General features: G+C 56.7%; 21 protein-coding genes and 1 pseudogene. 11 read left to right on the plus strand and 11 right to left on the minus strand.

The genetic code is table 11. The features are described 5' to 3' along the window. Window positions 1-187: 187 nt before the first annotated feature. Genes BFQ04_RS22205 through BFQ04_RS22215 form a run of 3 tightly spaced genes read left to right on the plus strand, consistent with a single transcriptional unit; the run spans window position 188 to window position 2,759 of the window. Window positions 188-1,495: a nucleoside 2-deoxyribosyltransferase gene (locus BFQ04_RS22205; protein ID WP_218187764.1), complete on the plus strand. Its 1,308-nt coding sequence runs from the start codon at window positions 188-190 to the stop codon at window positions 1,493-1,495. Beyond that, complete coding sequence (locus BFQ04_RS22210; protein WP_065952634.1) at window positions 1,492-2,112, plus strand: 7-cyano-7-deazaguanine synthase; 621 nt, start codon at window positions 1,492-1,494, stop codon at window positions 2,110-2,112. Before BFQ04_RS22205 ends, BFQ04_RS22210 begins: the two co-directional genes overlap by 4 nt. Next, window positions 2,109-2,759, plus strand: a complete 651-nt coding sequence (locus BFQ04_RS22215; RefSeq protein ID WP_065952635.1) for a hypothetical protein — start codon at window positions 2,109-2,111, stop codon at window positions 2,757-2,759. Before BFQ04_RS22210 ends, BFQ04_RS22215 begins: the two co-directional genes overlap by 4 nt. A 160-nt stretch (window positions 2,760-2,919) precedes the next feature. Here the strand turns inward: BFQ04_RS22215 and BFQ04_RS22220 are convergent, their stop codons facing one another. From BFQ04_RS22220 to BFQ04_RS22230, 3 genes are all read right to left on the minus strand, one after another. Then, the gene (locus tag BFQ04_RS22220; protein WP_065952636.1) at window positions 2,920-3,957 is read right to left on the minus strand and encodes a DUF5677 domain-containing protein; all 1,038 of its coding nucleotides are present in this window, start codon (window positions 3,955-3,957) and stop codon (window positions 2,920-2,922) included. 278 nt (window positions 3,958-4,235) lie between these two features. Further along, the gene (locus BFQ04_RS22225; RefSeq protein ID WP_065952637.1) at window positions 4,236-5,300 is read right to left on the minus strand and encodes a tyrosine-type recombinase/integrase; all 1,065 of its coding nucleotides are present in this window, start codon (window positions 5,298-5,300) and stop codon (window positions 4,236-4,238) included. 3 nt (window positions 5,301-5,303) lie between these two features. Further along, the gene (locus tag BFQ04_RS22230) at window positions 5,304-5,540 is read right to left on the minus strand and encodes a DUF4224 domain-containing protein (protein ID WP_065952727.1); all 237 of its coding nucleotides are present in this window, start codon (window positions 5,538-5,540) and stop codon (window positions 5,304-5,306) included. A gap of 289 nt (window positions 5,541-5,829) precedes the next feature. Here BFQ04_RS22230 and BFQ04_RS22235 point away from each other — a divergent pair, with 289 nt between their 5' ends. After that, window positions 5,830-7,074, plus strand: a complete 1,245-nt coding sequence (locus BFQ04_RS22235) for a hypothetical protein (protein WP_065952638.1) — start codon at window positions 5,830-5,832, stop codon at window positions 7,072-7,074. 29 nt (window positions 7,075-7,103) lie between these two features. On the opposite strand, the pseudogene BFQ04_RS30125 reads toward BFQ04_RS22235, so the two are convergent. Then, window positions 7,104-7,361 (minus strand): annotated as a pseudogene (locus tag BFQ04_RS30125) (DNA cytosine methyltransferase); the annotation flags it as partial. A gap of 75 nt (window positions 7,362-7,436) precedes the next feature. Between BFQ04_RS30125 and BFQ04_RS22240 the strand changes: the two are divergent. Further along, entirely contained in the window at window positions 7,437-8,546 is a 1,110-nt protein-coding gene (locus BFQ04_RS22240; RefSeq protein WP_065952639.1) for a hypothetical protein, read from the plus strand. A 113-nt stretch (window positions 8,547-8,659) separates the two neighbouring features. Here the strand turns inward: BFQ04_RS22240 and BFQ04_RS28885 are convergent, their stop codons facing one another. Then, complete coding sequence (locus BFQ04_RS28885) at window positions 8,660-8,908, minus strand: DUF6124 family protein (RefSeq protein WP_139111960.1); 249 nt, start codon at window positions 8,906-8,908, stop codon at window positions 8,660-8,662. Between the two features lie 807 nt (window positions 8,909-9,715). Here BFQ04_RS28885 and BFQ04_RS22245 point away from each other — a divergent pair. Together BFQ04_RS22245 and BFQ04_RS29750 are read left to right on the plus strand one after the other, a co-directional pair. Then, window positions 9,716-9,913 (plus strand): hypothetical protein, encoded by a 198-nt coding sequence (locus BFQ04_RS22245; RefSeq protein WP_065952640.1) that lies wholly within the window; start codon window positions 9,716-9,718, stop codon window positions 9,911-9,913. Window positions 9,914-10,162: 249 nt separating this feature from the next. Further along, window positions 10,163-10,330 (plus strand): hypothetical protein, encoded by a 168-nt coding sequence (locus tag BFQ04_RS29750; protein WP_175413306.1) that lies wholly within the window; start codon window positions 10,163-10,165, stop codon window positions 10,328-10,330. A 32-nt stretch (window positions 10,331-10,362) separates the two neighbouring features. Here the strand turns inward: BFQ04_RS29750 and BFQ04_RS22250 are convergent, their stop codons facing one another. Further along, window positions 10,363-10,620 (minus strand): hypothetical protein, encoded by a 258-nt coding sequence (locus BFQ04_RS22250; protein WP_065952641.1) that lies wholly within the window; start codon window positions 10,618-10,620, stop codon window positions 10,363-10,365. 227 nt (window positions 10,621-10,847) lie between these two features. On the opposite strand from BFQ04_RS22250, the gene BFQ04_RS22255 reads away from it, so the two are divergent. The 3 genes from BFQ04_RS22255 (at window position 10,848) to BFQ04_RS22265 (ending at window position 13,754) form a co-directional block, all read left to right on the plus strand. Next, window positions 10,848-11,456: a LysE family translocator gene (locus BFQ04_RS22255; protein ID WP_065952642.1), complete on the plus strand. Its 609-nt coding sequence runs from the start codon at window positions 10,848-10,850 to the stop codon at window positions 11,454-11,456. A 364-nt stretch (window positions 11,457-11,820) separates the two neighbouring features. Continuing rightward, complete coding sequence (locus BFQ04_RS22260) at window positions 11,821-12,804, plus strand: GlxA family transcriptional regulator (protein ID WP_065952728.1); 984 nt, start codon at window positions 11,821-11,823, stop codon at window positions 12,802-12,804. Window positions 12,805-12,836: 32 nt separating this feature from the next. Continuing rightward, window positions 12,837-13,754: an ADP-ribosylglycohydrolase family protein gene (locus BFQ04_RS22265; RefSeq protein ID WP_065952643.1), complete on the plus strand. Its 918-nt coding sequence runs from the start codon at window positions 12,837-12,839 to the stop codon at window positions 13,752-13,754. A gap of 7 nt (window positions 13,755-13,761) precedes the next feature. On the opposite strand, the gene BFQ04_RS22270 is transcribed toward BFQ04_RS22265, so the two are convergent. Genes BFQ04_RS22270 through BFQ04_RS22290 form a run of 5 tightly spaced genes read right to left on the minus strand, consistent with a single transcriptional unit; the run spans window position 13,762 to window position 20,193 of the window. Next, complete coding sequence (locus tag BFQ04_RS22270; RefSeq protein WP_065952729.1) at window positions 13,762-15,009, minus strand: NAD(P)/FAD-dependent oxidoreductase; 1,248 nt, start codon at window positions 15,007-15,009, stop codon at window positions 13,762-13,764. A gap of 3 nt (window positions 15,010-15,012) precedes the next feature. Next, window positions 15,013-16,584 carry an aldehyde dehydrogenase (NADP(+)) gene (locus tag BFQ04_RS22275; protein WP_065952644.1) on the minus strand — a complete coding sequence of 524 codons (1,572 nt, stop codon included), beginning with the start codon at window positions 16,582-16,584 and terminating at the stop codon, window positions 15,013-15,015. Window positions 16,585-16,644: 60 nt separating this feature from the next. After that, window positions 16,645-17,592, minus strand: coding sequence for a dihydrodipicolinate synthase family protein (locus BFQ04_RS22280; RefSeq protein WP_065952645.1), 948 nt, complete (start codon window positions 17,590-17,592; stop codon window positions 16,645-16,647). A gap of 37 nt (window positions 17,593-17,629) precedes the next feature. Further along, window positions 17,630-18,556: a 4-hydroxyproline epimerase gene (locus BFQ04_RS22285; protein ID WP_065952646.1), complete on the minus strand. Its 927-nt coding sequence runs from the start codon at window positions 18,554-18,556 to the stop codon at window positions 17,630-17,632. Between the two features lie 11 nt (window positions 18,557-18,567). Further along, entirely contained in the window at window positions 18,568-20,193 is a 1,626-nt protein-coding gene (locus BFQ04_RS22290; RefSeq protein WP_065952647.1) for an APC family permease, read from the minus strand. 187 nt (window positions 20,194-20,380) lie between these two features. Here BFQ04_RS22290 and BFQ04_RS22295 point away from each other — a divergent pair, with 187 nt between their 5' ends. Next, window positions 20,381-21,169 (plus strand): AraC family transcriptional regulator, encoded by a 789-nt coding sequence (locus BFQ04_RS22295; protein ID WP_065952730.1) that lies wholly within the window; start codon window positions 20,381-20,383, stop codon window positions 21,167-21,169. The last annotated feature ends 150 nt before the right edge of the window (window positions 21,170-21,319 follow it).

Genomic DNA, 21,319 nt, shown 5'->3' on the forward strand with positions numbered 1-21,319 from the left:
TTTTTGCGGTTGACGCAAATGGTTTGAAGGTTGGTGCACTTCCTACGCTATACAATTATCTTGTTGCATGCATGCAAGACGGTGTTAGTTACGTAGGTCTGGTCACTTTGTCCGCGGCATCACCTGTACCTACCGTCGAAGCTGACTTCGTGCCGCAATAATTATGGGCACTATAGAAAGAGTCTTGGTGGTCGGAGAGCTTGTTGTCGATTACACGCTGGGCCAGCATGGTTCAATGTGTAAGCTTCGCTTGGGGGGCGTAGCGCATGCTGCAAGAGGACTTTGGGCAGCAGGGGTTGAATACTCCGTTGCTGTTTTTTGTCCGCAATATCTCGTCGACGAAGCAACTGACTACCTTGCGCAGCTTGAGTGCTACGAATTCATTTGGCTTGGGGATGTGGTCGGAGCTCCCAATGTCATTGTTATTGGTGATGTGACAGAGGTTGCGCATCAAGGTTATGAGGACCTTATGCGTGAGACGAAGAGATTGAAGCTCCGCGATCCTTTACCCTCGTTAGAAGTTTACCAAAAGGTTGTCGTCTTTCCGGGCAAGTTCAGCATTGAAGCGCTTGCTCAGGCATTCTCCAAAGATGCACGGTTCTCGTTCGATGTTGCCTATGATCTTGAGGACCTATCGTCGCTCGAAGCGTTTCGAGGTCGATTGCAAGCAGTCATTATTTCGACGTCATCGTCTCTGTTCATGAATTTAGGGCATGAAGATCTTGATGGATTGCTTGCTGCCGTCCGAAAACTTTCACCAGAAGTCTTCCTGCTTAAAGAGAATCGTGGTGGGAGCCGGCTTTTCGATTTGCGTAAGGGAAGCGTTCTACAGATCCCGGCAACGTTGGGTCGCACCATTAATTCCGTGGGCGTAGGGGATGTTTACTCAAGTGTTATGGTCGCCCACTCACAGAAAGGGTGGGTCGAGGCGGCGTGGCGTGGGTGTCAGGCTGCGACAATCTACTCTCAGTCTACGTTCCCAGACGATATCAAGCGGGAAGTACAGCGTGGGTTTAGGCTACCTTTAAGTACGCTGCAAGGTCTTGGTGGGACGTCGCTTCCGTGGCACGAGCGGCAGAAATACTCTATCTATCTTGCAGGCCCGGACTTTTCTTACGTCGACAAGCGAGAGCTTGATCGGGCGGTGGATAGCCTCATGTACCACAATTTTAGAGTACGACGACCAATAGTAGAGAACGGTGAGTTAGAGAGGCCGGCCACTGAAAGCGGTCTGCGTCGAGCCTATTTTTTGGACTGTCAGCTACTAAGGGACTGCGACGTGGTATTTGCAATTCCTCTCGATCGTGACCCCGGAACCCTCGTAGAGATTGGGATGGCTATTGAAATGGGCAAAAAGATCGTCACCTATGATCCTCGGCGCGAGAATGAAAACACGATGGTCATGGTTGGTAGCTCTATATTCTCCGCCGACCTCGACACATGTCTCAACGGAATCTTCAACGTAATTGCTGAATTAGGGCGCGAAAAGTCATGAAAAAGGCCCTATTACTGGCATCAGGTGGTTTGGACTCCACCACCGTGGCATATCAGCTCGTCGCCCAAGGCGTTGAAGTAGTACCAATTTTTTTCGATTACGGGCAGCATTGCGCCGACGTTGAATGGGAGCGGGTGAATGAGGTCCTTCCATCCGGAATGGTGCCACCTGAGCGCTTTGATATCTCGGATATTTTCCGGGGGTCGCAGTCTCGCCTTATCCGAGAGGCTGATCTCTGGATAGAAGAAGTGAAGGACGACGACCTGTACATCCCGTATCGGACGATGCTCTTCTTTGCAGCTGCTGCAGCGCGCGCCCAGACCGTCGGGATTTTGGATGTCTATACTGGCTTCATTAACAGCAACCACGCTAAAGAAATCGACTGTACTGCTGCGTTTATGAACAGCCTTGATGGGCTAACCTCGACAATAGGCTCTGTCCGTTTCCATTCACCCTTCCGATATTCCTCCAAAAGCGATGTGGCTATGACCGCAGCTGCGCTAGGCGTACCGATTGGTAGGACTTACTCCTGTCAGGCGTCGGCCCATTTTCCATGCGGCGCTTGCCCGAACTGTGTTGAGCGCTTGAACGCGCTGAAAGAGGCTAAATTGGTATGAGCAACTCCCTCGTCGATGTTCTCCTGGTTGCACGTCGTATTGCTAACCGCGCCAAGGAGGAGGGCGCGCTCTTCGATGAGAAGCATCCGCGTGCCACTTGTGAGCATCTTGGGGCGGTGCTGGCAGATTCTGTACTTCAGGCGGGCCTCAATTACACCACGGTCGTGCGGCCTCGTGTCCTTGCAATTCTACAGTCGCATCCTGATCTGGATACAATCTCCTCATTGGTCTCGTTGGTTCAAGCTAGCAATGTCGGTGCTTTTTTGAATTGGCGCCATTTTGAAAAAGTGGGCCGATTTGAAGCACTTGTGCTTTTCTTGCAGGGCATGGGGATCGAAGACGCGCAAGATCTACGTACAGCCTTGGTTTCTGTCGAGTTCTGCGATGCCATTCAAACAGTGAATGGCATCGGGCCAAAAACGGTTGACTATATGGCGTGCCTGGTTGGTATCGACTCTATTGCTGTTGATCGTCACGTTCGTGCCTTCGCACGATCGGTTGGTATTGAAAATGACGATTACCATTTTCTCCGTAAGTCGTTTTGCTGTGCTGCCGATCTCCTATCTCTTCCTCGTCGCGAGTTCGATGCCTGGCTTTGGCGTCGCGCGACCGTACCTGCTCAGGTGCAGCTGAGCTTGGCTGTCTGAGCGTAAGTGATTTAATTAAGTCACCTCTCTATCCAGATAGACCGCTATAAGCGAACTAAGGCAGTAGCTTACAGTCGGTCGTGCTAATAATTGTTTGCATCAGGCCATCTCAGCGCCCGTTGAGAGTTTATTTCTATTGGCCCATAATCTTATCAGTTTTCTATTTTGCTTTGCTGCACTTCAAAAAAGTATCACCGGTTTCATCGCATAGCAATTGTATGATTTTCATTGTTACAGCGCTATCGATATTGGGTGATTGTCCTAGTAGTGTGCAGGTGATTTGTGTTAGTGAAATGGCCATCGAGTGGGCGGGATCCACCATTCCCGAATCACTTGAGCCTGCAAGCAGTAACCCTTTCTGTGAGTCGGTGAGGCCTAAAGACGATCTGATGGTTTTTACGCCGGCGTGGATATTTTGGCTGGCCCATTTATAATAAGGGCGCCAATGATCAAGTCCAACTGCCTTTTCTATGTCGGAGAAGTTTGCTCTGTTCTTTCCTATAGCAAGTTCAGCCCAGCCGTAAGCATTACTGAAATTTGAGCCGAATCGTTGAATCGCTGCGTCGTACTCAATTTTTAAGATGCGCAAATCCTCTTCATTTGGAGGGGCTGCTTGTAAACGATTCGCGTATTCTTTATGTTGGCAGGCACCTTTATATGAGTCTATTATCTCGTGTGAAACGTATCTTTCCGTAGTGTCCTTTTCATGCATCGCCAAAAATAAAGCAGTAACAGTTATCTCGTGTAGTGCGCGCCATCGTGCGTGAGCACCATCCGCGAATCCATTTTTGAGCAAACAGATGATTTCTTTAGAGATTAAGCATGCTTTGGCATGCAATCTAGTTAGGACGTCAAATACAATATTTTGGGTTTCAACTGCGTCCGGGCGCAATCTCGTGTTGTTGCTGCTGCCTGCTTCTACACATATCTCTATCAGGAGTTCAAGTGTATTAAATCCTTCCTCCCATCGCTCAAAATTCCGTGCTACGAATTTATTGTTTTGAGTCCTGCGATCGGAAAGTCCTGCTCCAAATGCGTCTTTTTTTATTGATCTAAGAATTGACTTTGGGAGATTGTTTATCAGTGCAATCGTTTTTTTGTTTAGGGATTCTGACGCAATTTCAAAGTCGGCCTCTGTTTCGATTTTTTCCATGAATTCTGCGATGACTTCGTCAAGCTGTCTTTGAAGAATATCCATATCCTACCTTTCCAATGCGAAGGGGTTTAAGTCTATAATATTTGATTTTGGGTGGTTTGTTATTGGCTTTTATTGGGAAGATGCCAAATTATTATACGGGTTTGTAAGTTTAACAATGTATAGCTAGTTTCGTCTTCCTCTGGATGTAAACTATTATAGCTGATTGTTCACTTGCTAGTCTCTCACTTCAGGCCGGTAGGGCGAACCAGTAAATGTGGCCGGGCTGAGGTAGTTGTTTTCATTATTTGTTACTGATTGGAGTCATGGCTGAATCAGGGTCATTTCGTAGGTTTCACTATCTCTCCGACTCGCCGATAGACCTTTTTGGTCATCTCCTCGGTGGAGTGGCCCAATAGCCGGCTTGCGTGGGACAGTTCGATCTCGCTAGCAGCTTTCGGCCGGATGTCCTTGAACTGAAACTGTCGAATGCTCGTGGCCAATGCCGGGTCGCCATCAGACGCAGCTTTGATTGCCGCCTTCTCCCGCGCATCATCCCACCGGTTGCGCAACATCTGCTGGCTCATTCGAAGTCCAGAGGCATTGGTGATCAAGGTTGAGGTACGAATCCCATTGATGGTTCTACGTTCCTGCAGGTCTTCAATAAAGGCGCTCAGCCCGGACTGTACTCCTGCCTCCTCCAAACGAAGGCGGAGGCGTTTTTCGGTTTTGCCCTGGCCAATCAGCAAGAAACCGTTGTTCAAATCGGTGGCTGCAATCTTGAGCACATCGGCAGGACGTTGGCCCGTCAGGTAGGCCAGATCCATCGCGTCCTTGAGCTCCTGTACTGCCTCCGCGTAAACCGCGCTCCATACGGTTTCACCTGCATAGTAGTCCCGTGGCTTTTCCTTGTTGCGTCGAACGCCAAAGCAAGGGTTTGCTTTGTCAGTCAGCCCCCATTCGCGTGCAATGGTAAAGGCATGGGAGAGCAGGGCGATCTCACGGTTGGCCCTGACCTTGGCTGTCCTGGCATCTCGGTACTGAGCTATTACTTGGGGCGTGATCGACTCAATGGGTGCGCTCTCAAACGCTCTTCTCAGTTGTTTGAGTTCTTTGCGGTTATCGGACTGGGTACGAATTGACTTGCCTGGGATGATTTCTTTTTCATACCGGTCGAACACATAACCCATCAGATGGTTGGGTTTCGGAGGTGCCTTGCGCTCGAGCCTGGCCCATTCGACCTTCGCTTGGTCGAGGTCGGTGCCCAACGGAATTTCCTTTCGCTTTCCGTCCGCAGTCCTGCCGTCGTAGTAATACGATGTCCATGTCTTTCCGCTCTTACCCTTGCGAATGCGCCGTATCATCCGTGGTGGTAGATCTCGGTTGGCTGTGCTTTTCTGGCGCATAGATCAGCTCACATTCGAAAGGTCGAGCGTCCAGGTTTCGGCTACTGCGTTAGACGCCGAAGGCTTAACGCCTGCAAGTTTTAGTCGAGCGTATACCCGGCCCACTATTGGGCGCCGGGCACCGGTTAGAACAAATTCCCAACGGTTGTCAGCCAGCCATTGGATTTGTTTGGAGGGGAGCAGGTAGCCTGTGATAGCTGCCAGCTCTTCCTCGGCGAGGGTTTCGCTTTGTATTTCCATGAGGTGGTCCTCACCGTACTGACGGTAGAATGCGGCCAACGGCTTACCGGTAGCCATTTAAGGGAGAAGTTTGGGGCGCGCTGAGTGTTCATGGACCCAAACTGCGGCGCGCCCAGCAGCCGGTGACCTAACCTAGTTTGACCATGGCCTGGCGCAGGTGGCTGGTCGGGAGTTAGGCGCAAAGCTGGTGGCCGAGCTAGCTCTATAGCCTTTCTGTTGACTTAGGGACATCTCGCTTATGGCGTTGTAATATTATCGGATCATCTCGGTCTTTACCTTAAGGATAAGTATGGAAGTGGAAAGCTTGAATCTGATATCTAATTCGATCATGGACGAAGTTAAGTCGGTCCTTAGGGGGCTTAAGATCGGTGATGTGGAAGCACTGGAAGGGGCTGTAAAACTGTCTGTGCGGGGAGTGGCTATTACCGTTACTGCTGTAGAGTTGGATGCTTATAAGAGTTTTAAGGAGTCACCGAAGCAAGTTACCGAGACTAGTGTATTTCATGAAGGCTATTATGAGCAGGCGATTGAAATACATGGTAATGGGCCTGGTTCTTATAGGTTGTTTCGCGAAAATAGAACTATCACGCTAAAGCATGAACAGTCAGGTTTTCTCATTGAACTTAGCCCTTTGTCCGTGATATTTATTATGGGCATGGCAGATGTGGATGAGATGAATAAAGAATTTCGTAGATCCACCATGTATAGGTCAGTAAGCAAAGCTGGTTCAAATTTGGGGTTGCGAGATCTGTACTCTAGATTTATGTCGGTGAAGGTTTTTGCGCCTTCTAACTATTCTCAAAGAAAGAGTGCTAAGCAACTGCAGTTAATTGCGGAGTCTGGCTTGTACCATATGTCATACGGAAATGGTGTTGGGCTAGTGCCGCTTAAATCATGGGAACGGTCTTTTTTTCGAATTCCTAGTAGCCGCTCCGAAGTGGTACAGTTTCCGCTGCAGACTTACAATCAAGAGTTAGTCGCATATTACCAAATGGCGCTAGGGGCCGAGAGCCTAGTTCTTGCATATTTGGCTCTGTACAAAATTCTTGAGTACTTTTATACAGACGCTTCCGAGCATGTATTGCATAAGAAAATTAAAGATCATCTGCTAGCGCCGGATTTCTCACACGCAAAAGTCGCAAAGCTTCGAGGCCTGACAAAAGTGATCAGGACATTTGACAGCAAGATGAATGAAAAAGTAATGCTTCAGACTGTTTTAGAACAACATATCGATAAGGAAGGCCTTCGCAACTGGATACAAAGCTATGATGCCGAATACGGTGCAGGCTTCACTGTGGAGCAGGATGTGTTTGGTAAGCTCAACAGGATCGATCTGTCAGATAACCAAATTTTTCCGTCCATCGGTACGAGGATCTATCAGATACGTAACGCACTCGTGCACAACAAAGAAGGGGAAGAGTCGAGGTTTACCCCGTTCTCAGGTCAGGAAAAATTGCTAGTGCAGGAGGTTCCCCTGCTGTTAAAAATCGCCGAAGATCTTATTCATCGCACGGGCAAAGACCTGCAGCTATAAGTATTCGCTATTAGGCGAGAGTGATTGAGGCAGGCAGTCTCGTCGGGATCGACTTCAAGCACGACAGTAGTGAAGTGGTACGAGGTATGGTGGTTCGCAGTGTGCATGCGGATAGTCGCTGGGTTGTGATTTTTGGCCACTGACGCTACACAGCCATAGCCTATCTCCAGTCCGGTCCCCGCGCGGCCGCAGAAGCCGCCGACAACGATCTCATCGTCCTGAGGATTGAAACCGAATCCATATTGGGTTTTGAAATCGAAGGGGTGTTTCTTCTGTCGTGCGGACATAGGAGTACTTCACCTGCTGACGTGAATCCAATGGGTGTGTGTTACTGCGTTCAATTATTCAGGAGGTTGCAAGGAATGAGGCCAGACGTTATTCAGAGAACAAAAACGTACTTCGATTGGGCTTTAACTCAAGAGAACCACCAGAGCAGAGATGAAGTTCTGATTAGTGGTAAATATGTCGAGTCGCTAGGTCGGCTTGCAGTAAACGGGTCGGTTCAATTGTTCGTTGGCGTATATACCTCAGCGGGGATACCCATTCACGAGGAATACCGCGATAGCGTTCCGGGGGTGACAGTCGTAGAAGCTATCGCTAGCGGGCTGAAACGTGGGCGCGAAATAGGTCGCGTTGGATTTGACGATCTTGATCAAAGAATTAACTCTTTTGTACAATATGATGACTTTATAGAAGGTTGTTCTGGTCGTGTTAAGCTCGCAACTAAAAGTTCTTGTTTGCACATAAGTATGGCAAGGAAAATATTGGGCGTTGATCCTTTAATGGCTGTTTTTCGTTCTGTTTGTGCTGAGGAAGAAGCAGCGGCTGCACTTATATTCTCTTTAAAGCGTTTACGCTATAAGGGGGCTGACAAAATTCAATTTAGAAGTCATCAAGATAAACAAGCCATAATAATTTTTATTCAGGCTATCAAAAGTTGGTATACATCCTTCCATGCTGAGAATATTACTGGGTTAGATAATCTACGCTTGTTTCCCTGTAAGGCTGGGAAGCGCAAAGCGTTCGGTGTGTTCATGCCCATAAAAGGGACAAGTAAATCTGTTTTTATTGAGCCTCCGCTCAGCCTTAAAACTAAAAATGGCCTTCGTTGGGAGGACATCATTTTTGATGGGGTGAAAGCGATAGCTACTCAAGGTGGATTTGGTAATTTTCCAGAGATGGTTAAGGATAGAGCTAATTTCAGGAATCAAATATTGTATGCCTCTGACCAAAGCTTACCTAAATATGATGGCGACGTTTTTTTATATGTTTTTAATCAGGCTGGAATGGTTGCGACTTTAATTAGAGCGCTTGGTCTTATTGATCCATGGGCTCCGCCTAAGTATGAGTATTCTGATTTGGTATGTGCGTGCATCGAAGGAACTAATTGGGGTCAGACCATCATTCACAACATCAGAAAGAGCTGGCAGCTCCCGAGCGCCGCTGGCATCACGGGAATTGGTCGCGACTGATGGTTTGTGGCGCGTCACTTAGTCTTCACTCCTCCTTACAAGAGGAGTGAAGACCAAGGTTGGAGCAACATTAAAATTCTAATCCTTGCTATTTCCAGCTATACACTAAAAATTTAGCGAGTGACTGGGCTAATCTTCTCCAACGCAACATTCACCAGAAGTCCCGCGCTTTCAATAAGCTGAGCCAACCCAAACGTTTGAAGACGCTGTGAACCGCTTGAAGCATGTGCTTGTTCATTCGCCATTGCGGTTGCTGAAGCCAAGATTTCGCTTGCGTTTACTAATGCTTCTTCGGAACTAATATCTGGCCGTACTGTGAAAGCACTGGTGGGAAGATCGCTATCAATTGGGTACGTTTTCATGGCCGATACTCCAATGCGCCACACGTTGAACAACTGCTCACGACTAAGCACCAATCGATTTTCACGACTTCAACTTCAACAGCTCGATCATTACGATTTGTTAAAAACATCCTCTCGATCCTCAGACAGTTAAGAGGCCACCACCGCCGTTGCGACACGGATGGGTGGTGGACCGTGCAAGGGTCGCAAACCGGTGTCCGAGGGTACCGGCCGGGCAAAAGCCCGCCTCACACGGTCCACCATAGATGCGGTAAGCAGGCATAAAAAAAGCGCCTGCTACAGAGCTATGGCGCTACCGCGCCTCAGACTACTTCAGGTTGCGACACCCGGCCACAGGATTTACTGCGACGTCGAATCCTAGCCAAGTTGGTTCCCAGGGCTCAACCGCTTCGGCTTGTGGGAAATCTCCGAAGCAAGACAGAGCGGATGCATGCCGGTTGGAAATAGAGGATTTTGCTGCTGACTCAATCTACAAGACTGAGAAAATCAAATGTGGGAGGGGGCTTGCCCCCGATAGCGGTGGGTCAACCAACATCAGTGTTTGCTGGGCCGACGTCTTCGCGGGCAAGCCCCCTCCCACATTTGATCTTCGCTGCTTTGAGCATCTCGTTCGCTCAACTGACTGGCATTAGGGTTTGGCCTCGATAGCAGTGAGTCAGAAACATCTATATTGACTGACCCACCGCCATCGAGAGCAAGCCCCCTCCCACATAGGATCACCATTCGTCTGCCACCCGGCACTCTGCCTGCCATGCCGTCTCTGAATATCAAGCGCGGATATCCCGAGCGTAGGAACGGAGAGCCAGCATGCATATCAACGAAAATGCCCCGGGGAACCTGTCTCAACAGGACGTGACCCGCAATACCGATAACGAAACCGGTCACGACCCTAAGCGTGATGAGGACACTATTCCACTGCCGCCGGACGACGAGGCGCCGCTGGAGGAGGATATGTCGGATGTGGATGCGGCCGATTCGGTGGCCAGTGAGCATCCGGATAACTAGTGATTGATTCACGCGAATGAACCCGGCCTGGCGCCGGGTTTTTTTTGCGGTGCAGAACGACCCAGCCATCGTTTTTTCAAATCCCGCATCCGTGGTTTTCGACGAATGACGTGTCTGGATCAAGGGTTCCGGCCCTTAAACGGTTGTCACGGACGCCTCAGCCGACTACCCTGAAATTGTTTGTATTGTTACAAACAATTTCGGTGTGACTGTTTTTCGGTCACACGGCTTCAGGATGAGGAACGAAAAATGTTTGCACACGAAGGTACTGCGCTAGAGCTTTTAACTTTGGTTTTCGGCGTGACGGCTCTGCTTCTGGTGATTTGGTTTGTCCACCACCAATACGAACTCAGAACGCGCAAGCGTGTAAAAAAACAACAAACCGACGGTAGCCAGCATTCAACGCAACACCGCTGATTGCCCCTACCCATGCCGATTTGCGGCTGGTCTCAGCCAGCCGCTTCAGCTCGATTGATTCGCTGCTCTTTGACTTCATGCGCATAGGCTTCAAGACGTTTCTGCTGAATGGCCAGCAGGGCGCACACTTTGGTCAGCAGCGCCGCTTGATTACCCGCGCTGCCGCTGGCCGCCAGGGCCGTCAGTTCAACCACCGACCAGCCGATCACGGCGCCGGCATCTTCGAGGTCGTAGAACAGTTCCTGCTGCGCAGTCCTGGGACCGCCGAGATCGTCTATCAACGCGTCCATTGTGTTTATCCGGGGAAAATCACAGGCAAAGAAAAGCCCGCGATGGGGGAGCGGGCTAAAAGGTGTTCATGTAGGAGCTGGGATAACTCTAGGCCTGCGTCTGTGAAAGCTTCGTGAAACCCATGTCATCAAAGTGTATTCCTCGATCCAGCGCCAGCTGTATGGGGCGATAAAGCGCACAACCCTCTACTGTCGCAGGCACATCAACCCCGCTTGGATGCCGCGCCATGGTCATGTCCACCAGTCTTCTGTCAGCCTTTGTGCTGTTCGCTTTCGTGTCGTCGATCACTCCTGGGCCCAACAACACCATGTTGCTGGCCTCTGGCGTGAATTTCGGCTTTCGCCGTTCGATGCCCCATGCGCTGGGGATCAGCCTTGGGTTCATGGTGCTGGTGATTTGCGTGGGACTGGGCCTGGGCGAAGTGTTCAAGCTGTTCCCCTGGGCGTACACGCTGCTGCGCTATGTCGGCGCTGCCTATCTGCTGTACCTGGCCTGGAAGATCGCCAACGCCGGCGGCATGACGGACAGTGAGGACGAACAGGGCAAGCCGATGACTTTTCTTGGCGCGGCGGCGTTTCAGTGGGTCAACCCCAAGGCGTGGATCATGGCACTGGGCGCGATTACGACCTACACGCCGGCCGAGGGTTACGTGACCAATGTGCTGGTGATTGCGCTGGTGTTTGCCGTGGTCAACCTGCCGAGTGTGTGCGTGTGGGTCGGCTGCGGCAGCGGCTTGCGCAGTGTATTGCGCGAGCCGCGCTGGTTGCGGGCATTCAACTGGACCATGGCGGGGTTGCTGGTGCTGTCGCTGTATCCGATGCTTTTTGTGGGGTGACAGCCCCACTAGACCGGCGAGATGGTCGCCAGCAAGCCGATGCCGATGGTCAGCACCAGAAAACCGAACAGGAAAATAGCCATCTTGGTCATAAGGCCTCCAAAGGGAAGGGGGGACGACAGGAATGTCGGGTGGCGCCATTGTCCGCTTCGGGCGGCTTTCGATACAGAGGCAGATGATGCGCAAAAAACCGTATCAGATGGCGAGCGAGCGCCTGAGTCGCAGGTTTTCAGGCACCACAGGTTTTTGCTGATCAGCCGCAGGGAGTGAGACAGCCACCGCATTTGCCCCTAAGATAGCGCCCACTGCATCAACAATAAGAGTGGGCCAACCCGCGATGGAAAGACGCCAGTTCAGCGGTGGCATGAAGGGTAAGAACCTGCGCTACCTCAATGACAACCCCCAGCAGAGAGCGGCGGTCACCCGCATCGGCTTCCTGCTGCTCGAACATTTCTCGCTGCCTGCCTTCACCCAGACCCTCGACACGCTGGTCACCGCCAACCTGCTGCGTCCGGAGCTGTTCGTGACACGCACGTTCGGGTGGGACGAGCGTGAGATCATCAGCGACCTGGGCCTGGTCATCCGTCCCGATGCGCGCCTGGAACCTTCGGTGTTGCAGGATTTGGACCTGCTGGTGATCTGTGGCGGATTTCGCACCGAACTCAAGGCCAGTGAAGACTTTATCCATATCCTGCACGCCGCTGCCGAACAGGGTATAGGGCTTGCCGGCCTGTGGAACGGCTCGTGGTTTCTCGGCCGCGCCGGGTTGTTGCAGGGCTACCGTTGCGCCATCCACCCGGAGCATCGTCCGGCGCTGGCGGAGGTGTGCAAAGCCGCGCAGGTCACCAGCGAGCCCTATGTGATCGACCGCGACCGCCTCACCGCTTCCAGCCCCTCGGGTGCCTTCCATATGGCCCTGGACTGGATCAAGGGCCTGCACGGCAAGGCGTTGGTCGAAGGCATCGAAGACATCCTCGCCTTCGAAGAGTCGCGCTACCGCCGCATCAAGCCGACCGAAAACGTCTGCGTCAGCGCACCGCTGCGCGAAGTGCTCAAGCTGATGGACGCCAACCTCGAAGAACCGCTTGAGCTCGACCAGCTCGCCGTCTACGCCGGCCGCTCGCGTCGCCAGTTGGAGCGCCTGTTCAAGGAACAGCTGGGCACCACGCCGCAGCGCTACTACATGGAGTTGCGCGTGACCGAAGCGCGGCGGCTGTTGCAGCACACCGAGCTGTCGCAGGTGGACGTGCTGGTGGCCTGCGGGTTTGTGTCACCGAGTCATTTCAGCAAGTGCTACAGCGCGTATTTCGGCTATCGCCCCTCTAAAGAAAAGCGCTTGGTCAAGTAGTAGGGGGGGCAATGTTTTCTCAGGGAGGGTTGATGGACATCACGCTTTTGGATCGTTATCGCGGCAGCTTGCTTGGGCTGGCCTGTGGCGACGCGGTAGGCACCACGGTTGAGTTCATGCCCAGGGGCACCTTTTCGCCCGTCACCGATATGGTCGGCGGCGGGCCGTTCAACCTCCAACCGGGCCAATGGACCGACGACACCTCCATGGCGCTGTGCCTGGCCGAGAGCCTGCTGCGCAAGGGCGGTTTTGACGCAGCGGATCAGATGGGGCGTTATCTGAACTGGTGGAAGTGGGGCTACTTGAGCTCGACCGGTGAATGCTTCGATATCGGCATGACGGTGCGTGAAGCGCTGGCGTCATTCGAGCGCAATGGCGAGGCGTTTTCCGGTTCCACCGACCCGTATTCGGCCGGTAATGGTTCGATGATGCGACTCGCGCCTGTGGTGCTGTTTTACTTTCCAGACCTGGAAAGCATCCGCCGATTCAGCGCGCTCAGTTCGCGTACTACTCACGCCGCCCAAGAGGCTATCGAATGCTGCGTGCTGCTGGCCGAGGCGATGAGCAGGGCCTTGAGCGGTGCGCCGAAGAATGAAGTGCTGCGCCTGGAGGACAGCGCGTTATCGGCGCCCAAGGTCATGGCGATCGCCCGTGGTGAGTATCGCGACAAGGCCCAGGCAGACATTACAGGATCAGGTTATGCGGTCGCGTCCTTGGAAGCGGCGTTCTGGTGTTTCGAGCACACCGCCAGTTTTGCCGAAGCGGTGCTCGCAGCGGCCAACCTGGGGGATGATGCCGACACGACCGCCGCTATCGTGGGGCAGTTGGCCGGTGCACATTATGGTGTCCATGGGATCCCCGTCGGTTGGCTGAACACGCTCTGCCAGCGCGACGATATCCAGGACACCGCGGATGCATTATTCGCGGCCTCCTCGAATCAGCCCTGTTAAGGGCTTATCAAAACCGCTCCAATCGATACGCCTGCAATCCCGGCACCGCCTCACCGCCTGCCAGCCCGGCGATTTTTTCCGCCGTCACCGCCGCCTGGGTCAATCCCAGATGCTGATGACCGAACGCAAGCAGCACCTTGCCGTCGCATACCCGGTCGATGATCGGCAATGAGTCGGGCAGGGAAGGTCGAAAGCCCATCCACGGTGTGGCGTCAGCGGCATTCAGCGGCTGGCGGAACAGGCCGTCGCTCAAACGGTGCAACTGCCACGCCCGCTGCATATTCGCCGGAAGTTCCAGGCCGGCGAATTCCACGGTGCCGGCCAGACGCAGGCCGTCGGCCATGGGGGTCATGATGAATTTGCGCTCCAGTGAGGTGACGGCGAAGGGCAGGCGCTGGTGTTCGTGGGGCAGCATCAGGTGATAGCCGCGCTCGGTGTCCAGCGGCACGCGCTTGCCGGTGAGGGCGGCGGTGAGATGAGCCGAGTGAGCGCCGCAGGCGATCAGGACCTGGCGCGCGGTGACTACGCTGTGATCCGTCATCAATGACACACCGTCATTATCCACGCGGCCATCCACGACGCGTTGTTGCAGAAAGGTCACACCCAAGGCCCTGGCCGCGTTCACCAACTCGCCGACCACTGCGAACGGATCGAGAAAATGCCCGGTGCCCGGAAAAAACAAGCCGCCCCGTATCGCCTCGCTCAACTGCGGCGCCGCCGTGCGTACCGCTTGCGCCGACCAGAACGCCACGGGCACGCCTTGCTGCTGCATCCGTTGGTGCAAGGCATCCAGCGCCGCGCGGGATTCGGCGTGCTCGAAGACCAGCAGCGAACCGTCTTCGCGCAGCAGCTGCGGTTGCCCGATAGAGCCCAACAAACGCTGCCAAGCGCCCAGGCTGGCTTCATTTAACGCGCGAATGCCAGCGACAGTGCGCCGATAGCGTGTCGGCCGCAGATTCAGCAGCAAGCGCATGAACCAGGGCAGGGCGCGGGGCAGGTAGGTCCAGTCCAGGCGCAGCGGGCCCATGGGATCGAGCAACATGGCCGGCAGGCGCTTGAGGATCGACAGGTCGGCGATGGGAAATACCTGCTCGGTGGCCAGGTGCCCGGCGTTGCCGTAGGAGGCGCCCATACCGGGCGCCTGCGCGTCGATCACCAGCACTTGCCGCCCTTGTCGCGCCAGTTGCAAGGCGCAGGCAACGCCGATGATGCCGGCGCCGATCACGACGATGTCCGCTGAGTGGGGATCGGCCATCACTTATGCCTCTCTCCGGCCGTCGAGCAAGCGCCGCAGCAGCAACGGGTTGCCGTGCTGCAAGGCGCTGGGCAGCAATGCGTCCGGGAAATCCTGATAGCACACCGGGCGCAGGAATCGCAGGATCGCTGCCGTACCCACCGAGGTGCTGCGCGCATCCGAGGTGGCCGGGAACGGCCCGCCATGCACCATGGCGTCGCACACTTCCACGCCCGTCGGCCAGCCGTTGACCAGCAGGCGACCGGCCTTGCGCTCCAGCACCGGCAGCAAGGCTTGTGCCTGCGGCAGGTCATCGTCGTCCAGATGCAGGGTGGCGGTGAGCTGGCCTTCCAGGTGTTCGGACACCTGGCGCACCTGCTCGGCATCGCTGCACTGCACCACCAGCGCGGCCGCGCCGAAGACTTCGGCTTGCAAATGTGGGTTGCCGAGAAAAGCCTGGGCCTGGGTCACGAACAGGTGGGCCTGGCCCTGGTTCGGTCCGGTGGGCAACAAGCCCTTTGCGGCGACCCGCGCATGCTGGGTCAAGCTGCCGACCCCGCTTTCGTAAGCCTTGAAGATACCGCGAGTGAGCATGGTCTGGGCCGGGCAGCGCTGCAGCGCGTCGCTGGCGCGGGTGATAAAGCGGTCCAGGGCGGCGTCCTGCACCGCGATCACCAGGCCCGGATTGGTGCAGAACTGGCCGGCGCCTTGGGTCAGAGAGGCGATAAAACCCTCGGCCAGCGCGTCGCCCCGTGCGCGCAGCGCAGCCGCAAACAGGTACACCGGGTTGATCGAACTCATTTCGGCATACACCGGAATCGGTTCCGGGCGCGCCTGGGCCGCCTGGCACAAGGCAATACCGCCAGCACGCGAGCCGGTGAAGCCTACCGCCTTGATACGGGGGTCGGTCACCAGCGCAACTCCCACGTCATGCCCGGCGTCGTAGAGCAGAGAAAATGTGCCGTCCGGCAAGCCGCAGTGGTGCACCGCCTGGGCGATGGCGCGGCCCACCAGCTCACTGGTGCCGGGGTGGGCCGCGTGCGCCTTGACGATCACCGGGCAACCGGCGGCCAGTGCCGACGCGGTATCGCCGCCCGCCACCGAGAACGCCAGGGGGAAGTTGCTGGCGCCGAACACCGCCACCGGGCCCAGGGCGATGTGGCGTTGGCGCAGGTCTGCACGGGGCAGGGGTTGGCGCTGGGGTTGCGCGGTGTCTACGCGTACGTCCAGCCATTCGCCCAGGCGCACGGTGCGGGCGAAGGTGCGCAACTGCCCGCAGGTGCGACCGCGTTCGCCCTGGATACGCACACGGGGCAGGCCGGTTTCGGCGACGGCGCGTTCGATCAGCGCGTCACCCAAGGCTTCGATGTTGTCGGCGATGGTCTCGAGAAACGTGGCGCGCGCGGCCAGGGAGGTTTCGCGGTAAGTATCCAACGCGGACCCTGCCAGTGCGCAGGCCCGCTCGACCTGTTGGCGATCGGCGCCGGCATAGGCAGGCTCCAGCGGCGTGCGCGTGGCTGGATCAATGGCCCGGATCGCCTCGCGCGTGCCGGAAAGGGAGTGCTGACCGATCAGCATCTTGCCCGTCAGAGTCATGGGATCATCCTGGAAACAGAGGTGGGTGTGGCGGGGGAGCAAACTCCCTCGCCACAGGGATCAGTCGACGTTCTGCTCGGCCGACCAGTTGGCGTACCACTGGCGGAACAGCGCGTACTGTTGCTCGGCATAGCGGCGTTGAGCGTCGCTGAGCACATCGGTTTCGTTGAAGTGCAGGGCGTAGCCCTGGTCGCCGTTGAGTACCATCAAGTGTTTGTAATACAGCACCAGGTCGCAGCCTTCGTCGAACGAGGACAGTACCGCCAGCGCGGCTTCCAGCTCGCGAGCCTGGCGCCGGGCCTTGGCATCGCCCGTGGCGGCCAGCTTGCTCAGCGCTACCAGTTGCAGCACTTCGCGAGGCAGCGCGTTGCCGATGCCGGTGATGGCGCCGGTGGCGTTGCAATTGACAAAACCGTGCACCACCTGGGTGTCGACACCCACCATCAGCGTCACGTCATCGTCCTGGGAGGTAATGTTTTCGGCCGCATAGCGCAGGTCGGCGGCGCCGCCGAATTCCTTGAAGCCGATCAGGTTCGGGTACTCGCGGCGCAGTTCGAAGAACAGCTCGGCGCGGGTGGCGAAACCGTAGTACGGGCTGTTGTAGATCACCGCCGGCAGGTTGGGCGCCGCCTTGAGGATCGCCGCGAAGTGGGCCTTTTGTGCGGTGGCCGAGGCACCACGGGACAGCACACGCGGAATCACCATCAAGCCATGCGCGCCGACCCTGGCGGCATGCGCGGCGTGAGCCACGGCCTCACGGCTGTTGACCGCCCCGGTGCCGACGATGGTCGGTACGCCGGCGGCCACCAAGCGCGCCACGCCTTCCTGGCGCTCGGCTTCGGTGAGCAGCGGCCAGTCGCCCATGGAGCCGCAATACACCACGGCGCTCATGCCGATATCGATCAGTTCGCGACCCTTGGCCACCAGGGCGTCGAAGTCCGGTTTGCGTGCGGCGGTGCACGGCGTCATCAGGGCGGGCATGCAGCCGGTGAAGAGGTTGTCGCTCATGGTGCTGACTCCTTGGTATTGAGTAGTGGGGAAGGGCTCAGATGCCCCAGGCAAACGGGTCCTGCTCGTCGATCAACAACGTGCTGTCGGCGGTCATGTGGGCACGGCCGGTGATGAACGGGCGTATGCGTTCGCCGTCCCATTCATAGCGCGCCTGGAATTGACTGCCGGTGATGCTGGCCTGGACCCAGGGCTCACCGGCGCCGAGTTTGCCGTCGGCCGCCAGGCAGGCGAGCTTGGCGCTGGTGCCGGTGCCGCAGGGAGAGCGGTCATAGGCCTTGCCGGGGCACATCACGAAGTTGCGGCTGTCGGCCTCGGTGTCATCGGCGAACAGTTCGATGTGGTCGATCAGCGCGCCGTCTTCGCCGTGTATTCCTTGGGCTTCAAGGGCCTTGAGCATGGCCCAGGTATAGTCGGTGAGGGCGTCGACGTTGCTCATCTGCAGCGCCTGACCGTGGTCGGACACCAGGAAAAACCAGTTGCCGCCCCAGGCAATATCACCCACGACCTCGCCGTGGCCGGGCACCTGCACCGCGACCTGGCGACGATAGCGATAGGCGGGGACATTGCGCAGGGTCACCGTGCCGTCGGCGTGCAGCGTGGCCGTCACCGGGCCCACCGGTGTGTCGAGGGTGTGCACGCCCGGCTCGATCAGCCCCAGGTAGTGCAGCGAGGCAACCAGGCCGAGGGTGCCGTGGCCGCACATGCCGAGGTAGCCGGCGTTGTTGAAAAAGATCACGCCACAGGTCGCGCCCGGGGTGACCGGCGCGCAATACAGCGCCCCCACCAGCACATCGTTGCCGCGCGGTTCCAGCAGGCAGGCGCGGCGCCATTGATCGTGGTGGTTGCGCAGGTCGTCAAGTTGATCGGCGAGCGTGGCGCCGGCCAGCGTGGGGAAGCCATTCATGACCAAGCGTGTGGGTTCGCCGCCGGTGTGGGAGTCGATAACGTGCAGGCGTTTCATGCAAGGCTCCATCAGTGGGTGGCCGGAGAAAGTGGGGGGCTGTAACGATCGTCACTGACGGCTTCGCTTTCATCGTCCTCGCTTTCCAGGCGCACCAGATGGGCCGGTACCCCGGTGGCGGCGCCCCAGTAGTAGATGCCCAGGGCACAGACCGCCACGACGACGGTGTCGAACGGGTGGCTGATAAGGCCGATGCCGCCGAAACTGCCGAGCTTGGAGAGCAGGATGGTCAGCGCATAGAACCCGATCAGCCAGGCCGACGAGCGCACCTGCTGCTTGAGATTCACGTGCGCGGTGGGCACCCAGCGGGCGCACAGCAGGTACACCCCGAACATCAGGATTTGCAGGCCGAGCAACCAGGACACCGTGCTCCAGCCCGACCAGTACACGATCAGCGCGGCGATGATGAACGACAGCGGGCCCAGTACCGCCATGCCCTTGACCCGGAACGGGCGCGCCAACTGCGGGGCCGTGCGGCGCAGCGCAGCGACGGTGACCGGGGCCACGGCGTAACTCAGGATCAGCGCGGCGGAAACCACGTTGATCAGCGCTTCCCAGGATGGAAACGGCAGGGTCCAGAACACCGACAGGCCGAAGGTCAGCCACAGGGCCGGGCGTGGGATGCCGGACTTCGCATCGATATGGGTAAAAATCTTGAAAAAGGTGCCGGTCTGCGCCCAGCCGTACACTACGCGCGGCGTGGCGTTCATGTAGATATTGCCGCAGCCGCTCGGGGAGATCACCGCATCGGCCACCACCAGGTAGGCCAGCCAGCCCACGCCGAGTGCCAGGGCGATATCGCGATACGGCAACGCCAATTGCTTGCTGATGCCCGCCCAGCCATCGGCGAGCATGTCCGTGGGCACGCCACCCAGAAAGGCGGTTTGCAGCAGCACGTAGATCGTGGTCGACAGCAGTACCGAGAGAATCAGCGCAATCGGAATGGTACGTTGCGGGTTCTTCACTTCACTGGCCACCGAAATGATCGGCGTGAGCCCCAGGTAGGCAAAGATCACCCCACCGGCCGACACCGCCATCTCGATGCCCGACAGCCCGAACGGCGCAAAGCCATGCATCTGCAAGTTTGCCGGTTTGAAGAAGGTGAACAGCACGCCGATCACCAGTAGCGGCACGATGAACTTGAACACGCTCACCAGGTTATTGGCGATGGCGAAGGTCTTTACGCTGCGGTAGTTGAGGACGAAGAACAGGCACAGCAGCGCGAACTGCACCAGCCAGCCGAGGGTGGTGGGGTCGCTGGAGCCGGCCTTGGTCAGTTCCGGAAACCACGCCGCCGCGTATTGGCGCGAGGCGACCACCTCGATCGCCACCAGGCTGGAAAACGCGATCAGCGTGATAAAACCCATCAGGTAGCCCAACAGCGGGCCATGGGAATACACCGGGTAACGCACCACGCCACCGGCACGGGGCAGGGCGGCGCCGAGTTCGCAGTAGACAATGCCCAACAGCAGCACCGCGAAGCCGCCGATGAGCCAGGAGATAATCCCGGCGGGACCGGCAATTGCAGAGACATGACTGGCGGCGAACAACCAACCCGAACCGAAGATGGCCCCCAACCCGATAAAGGTGAGGTCCATCAATGACAGCTGTTTCTTGAACTTGCCTTGGCCTGACATAGCGGCGCCTTCTTGTGAGTTATTGGATAGGCATGCAGTGGCGCTATCGTGATGCCGATGCGCGAGCGGCGATTGATGGTTTGCGCCGGAATGGACGACGAATTCAGCACAGTTTTCAGCGCTCGACAGGTTCTCGGGCATGGGGCAATCTGCTCGGCGTCGGGGTCAGAAACGGGCGATGAAGGTCATGGTTCAGCACGTGTTTGCGAGTCTCTTGCAGGGCAGTCGCCCCCACAGCATCGAGCAGTTGCTGACGGGCGCGGCGCAGCTGTTGCCGTTGCTGGACGTGATCCCCAACGCGGCGATTTTCATCAAGGACATCGAGGCCCGCTACGTGCTCGCCAACCGCACCCTGGTGCAGCGCTGCGGTCTGCGGCAACTGCAGCCGCTGCTGGGCAAGACCAGCGCCGACGTATTCCCCGCACAACTGGGGCCGGGCTATACCGAACAGGACCGGCGTGTGCTGCAGCAGGGTCTGGTGCTGGAGGACCAGCTTGAGCTGCACCTTTACGGCAGCCGCGAACCGGGTTGGTGCCTGACGCACAAATGGCCGCTGTATAACGATGACGGCGCGATCATCGGCCTGGCCGGCATCTCGCTCGACCTGCAATCGGCCAGCGAAACCCACCCCGCCTACCAGCGCCTGGCGGCCGTGGACGAACATATCCGCGCGCACTTCAACCGCCGTGTCACCCTCGGCGAGCTGACGCGCATTGCCGGCATTTCCGTGGCGCAGCTGGAGCGCTACTGCAAGCGCGTGTTCCACCTCACGCCCCGGCAAATGATCCAGAAGGTACGGCTGGAGCATGCCCACCGATTGCTGCACACCGAACTGCCGATTACCGACGTGGCGTTGCAGTGCGGTTATACCGACCACAGTGCATTCACTCGACAGTTCAAGGCATCGACAGGGTTCACGCCCAGGCAATACCGGCAGGCCACCCAACCGGCGTGGGAGGGGGCTTGCTCCCGATAGCCTTGGCTATCTACACAATGCTGTAGCAGCCAACGCTAACCACGATGCGAAGCGACCCGCTCTTGATCTTGATCTTGATCTGCTTTTGATCTCAGGCGCCCCGTTAAACCACGCTGGCCGAACGCAGGCTTGAATCCGTGGGTAACCCGG

Origin of the sequence: Pseudomonas sp. 37 R 15, assembly GCF_900004865.1 — a bacterium.
GTDB classification, from domain to species: Bacteria; Pseudomonadota; Gammaproteobacteria; order Pseudomonadales; family Pseudomonadaceae; genus Aquipseudomonas; species Aquipseudomonas fluorescens_AM.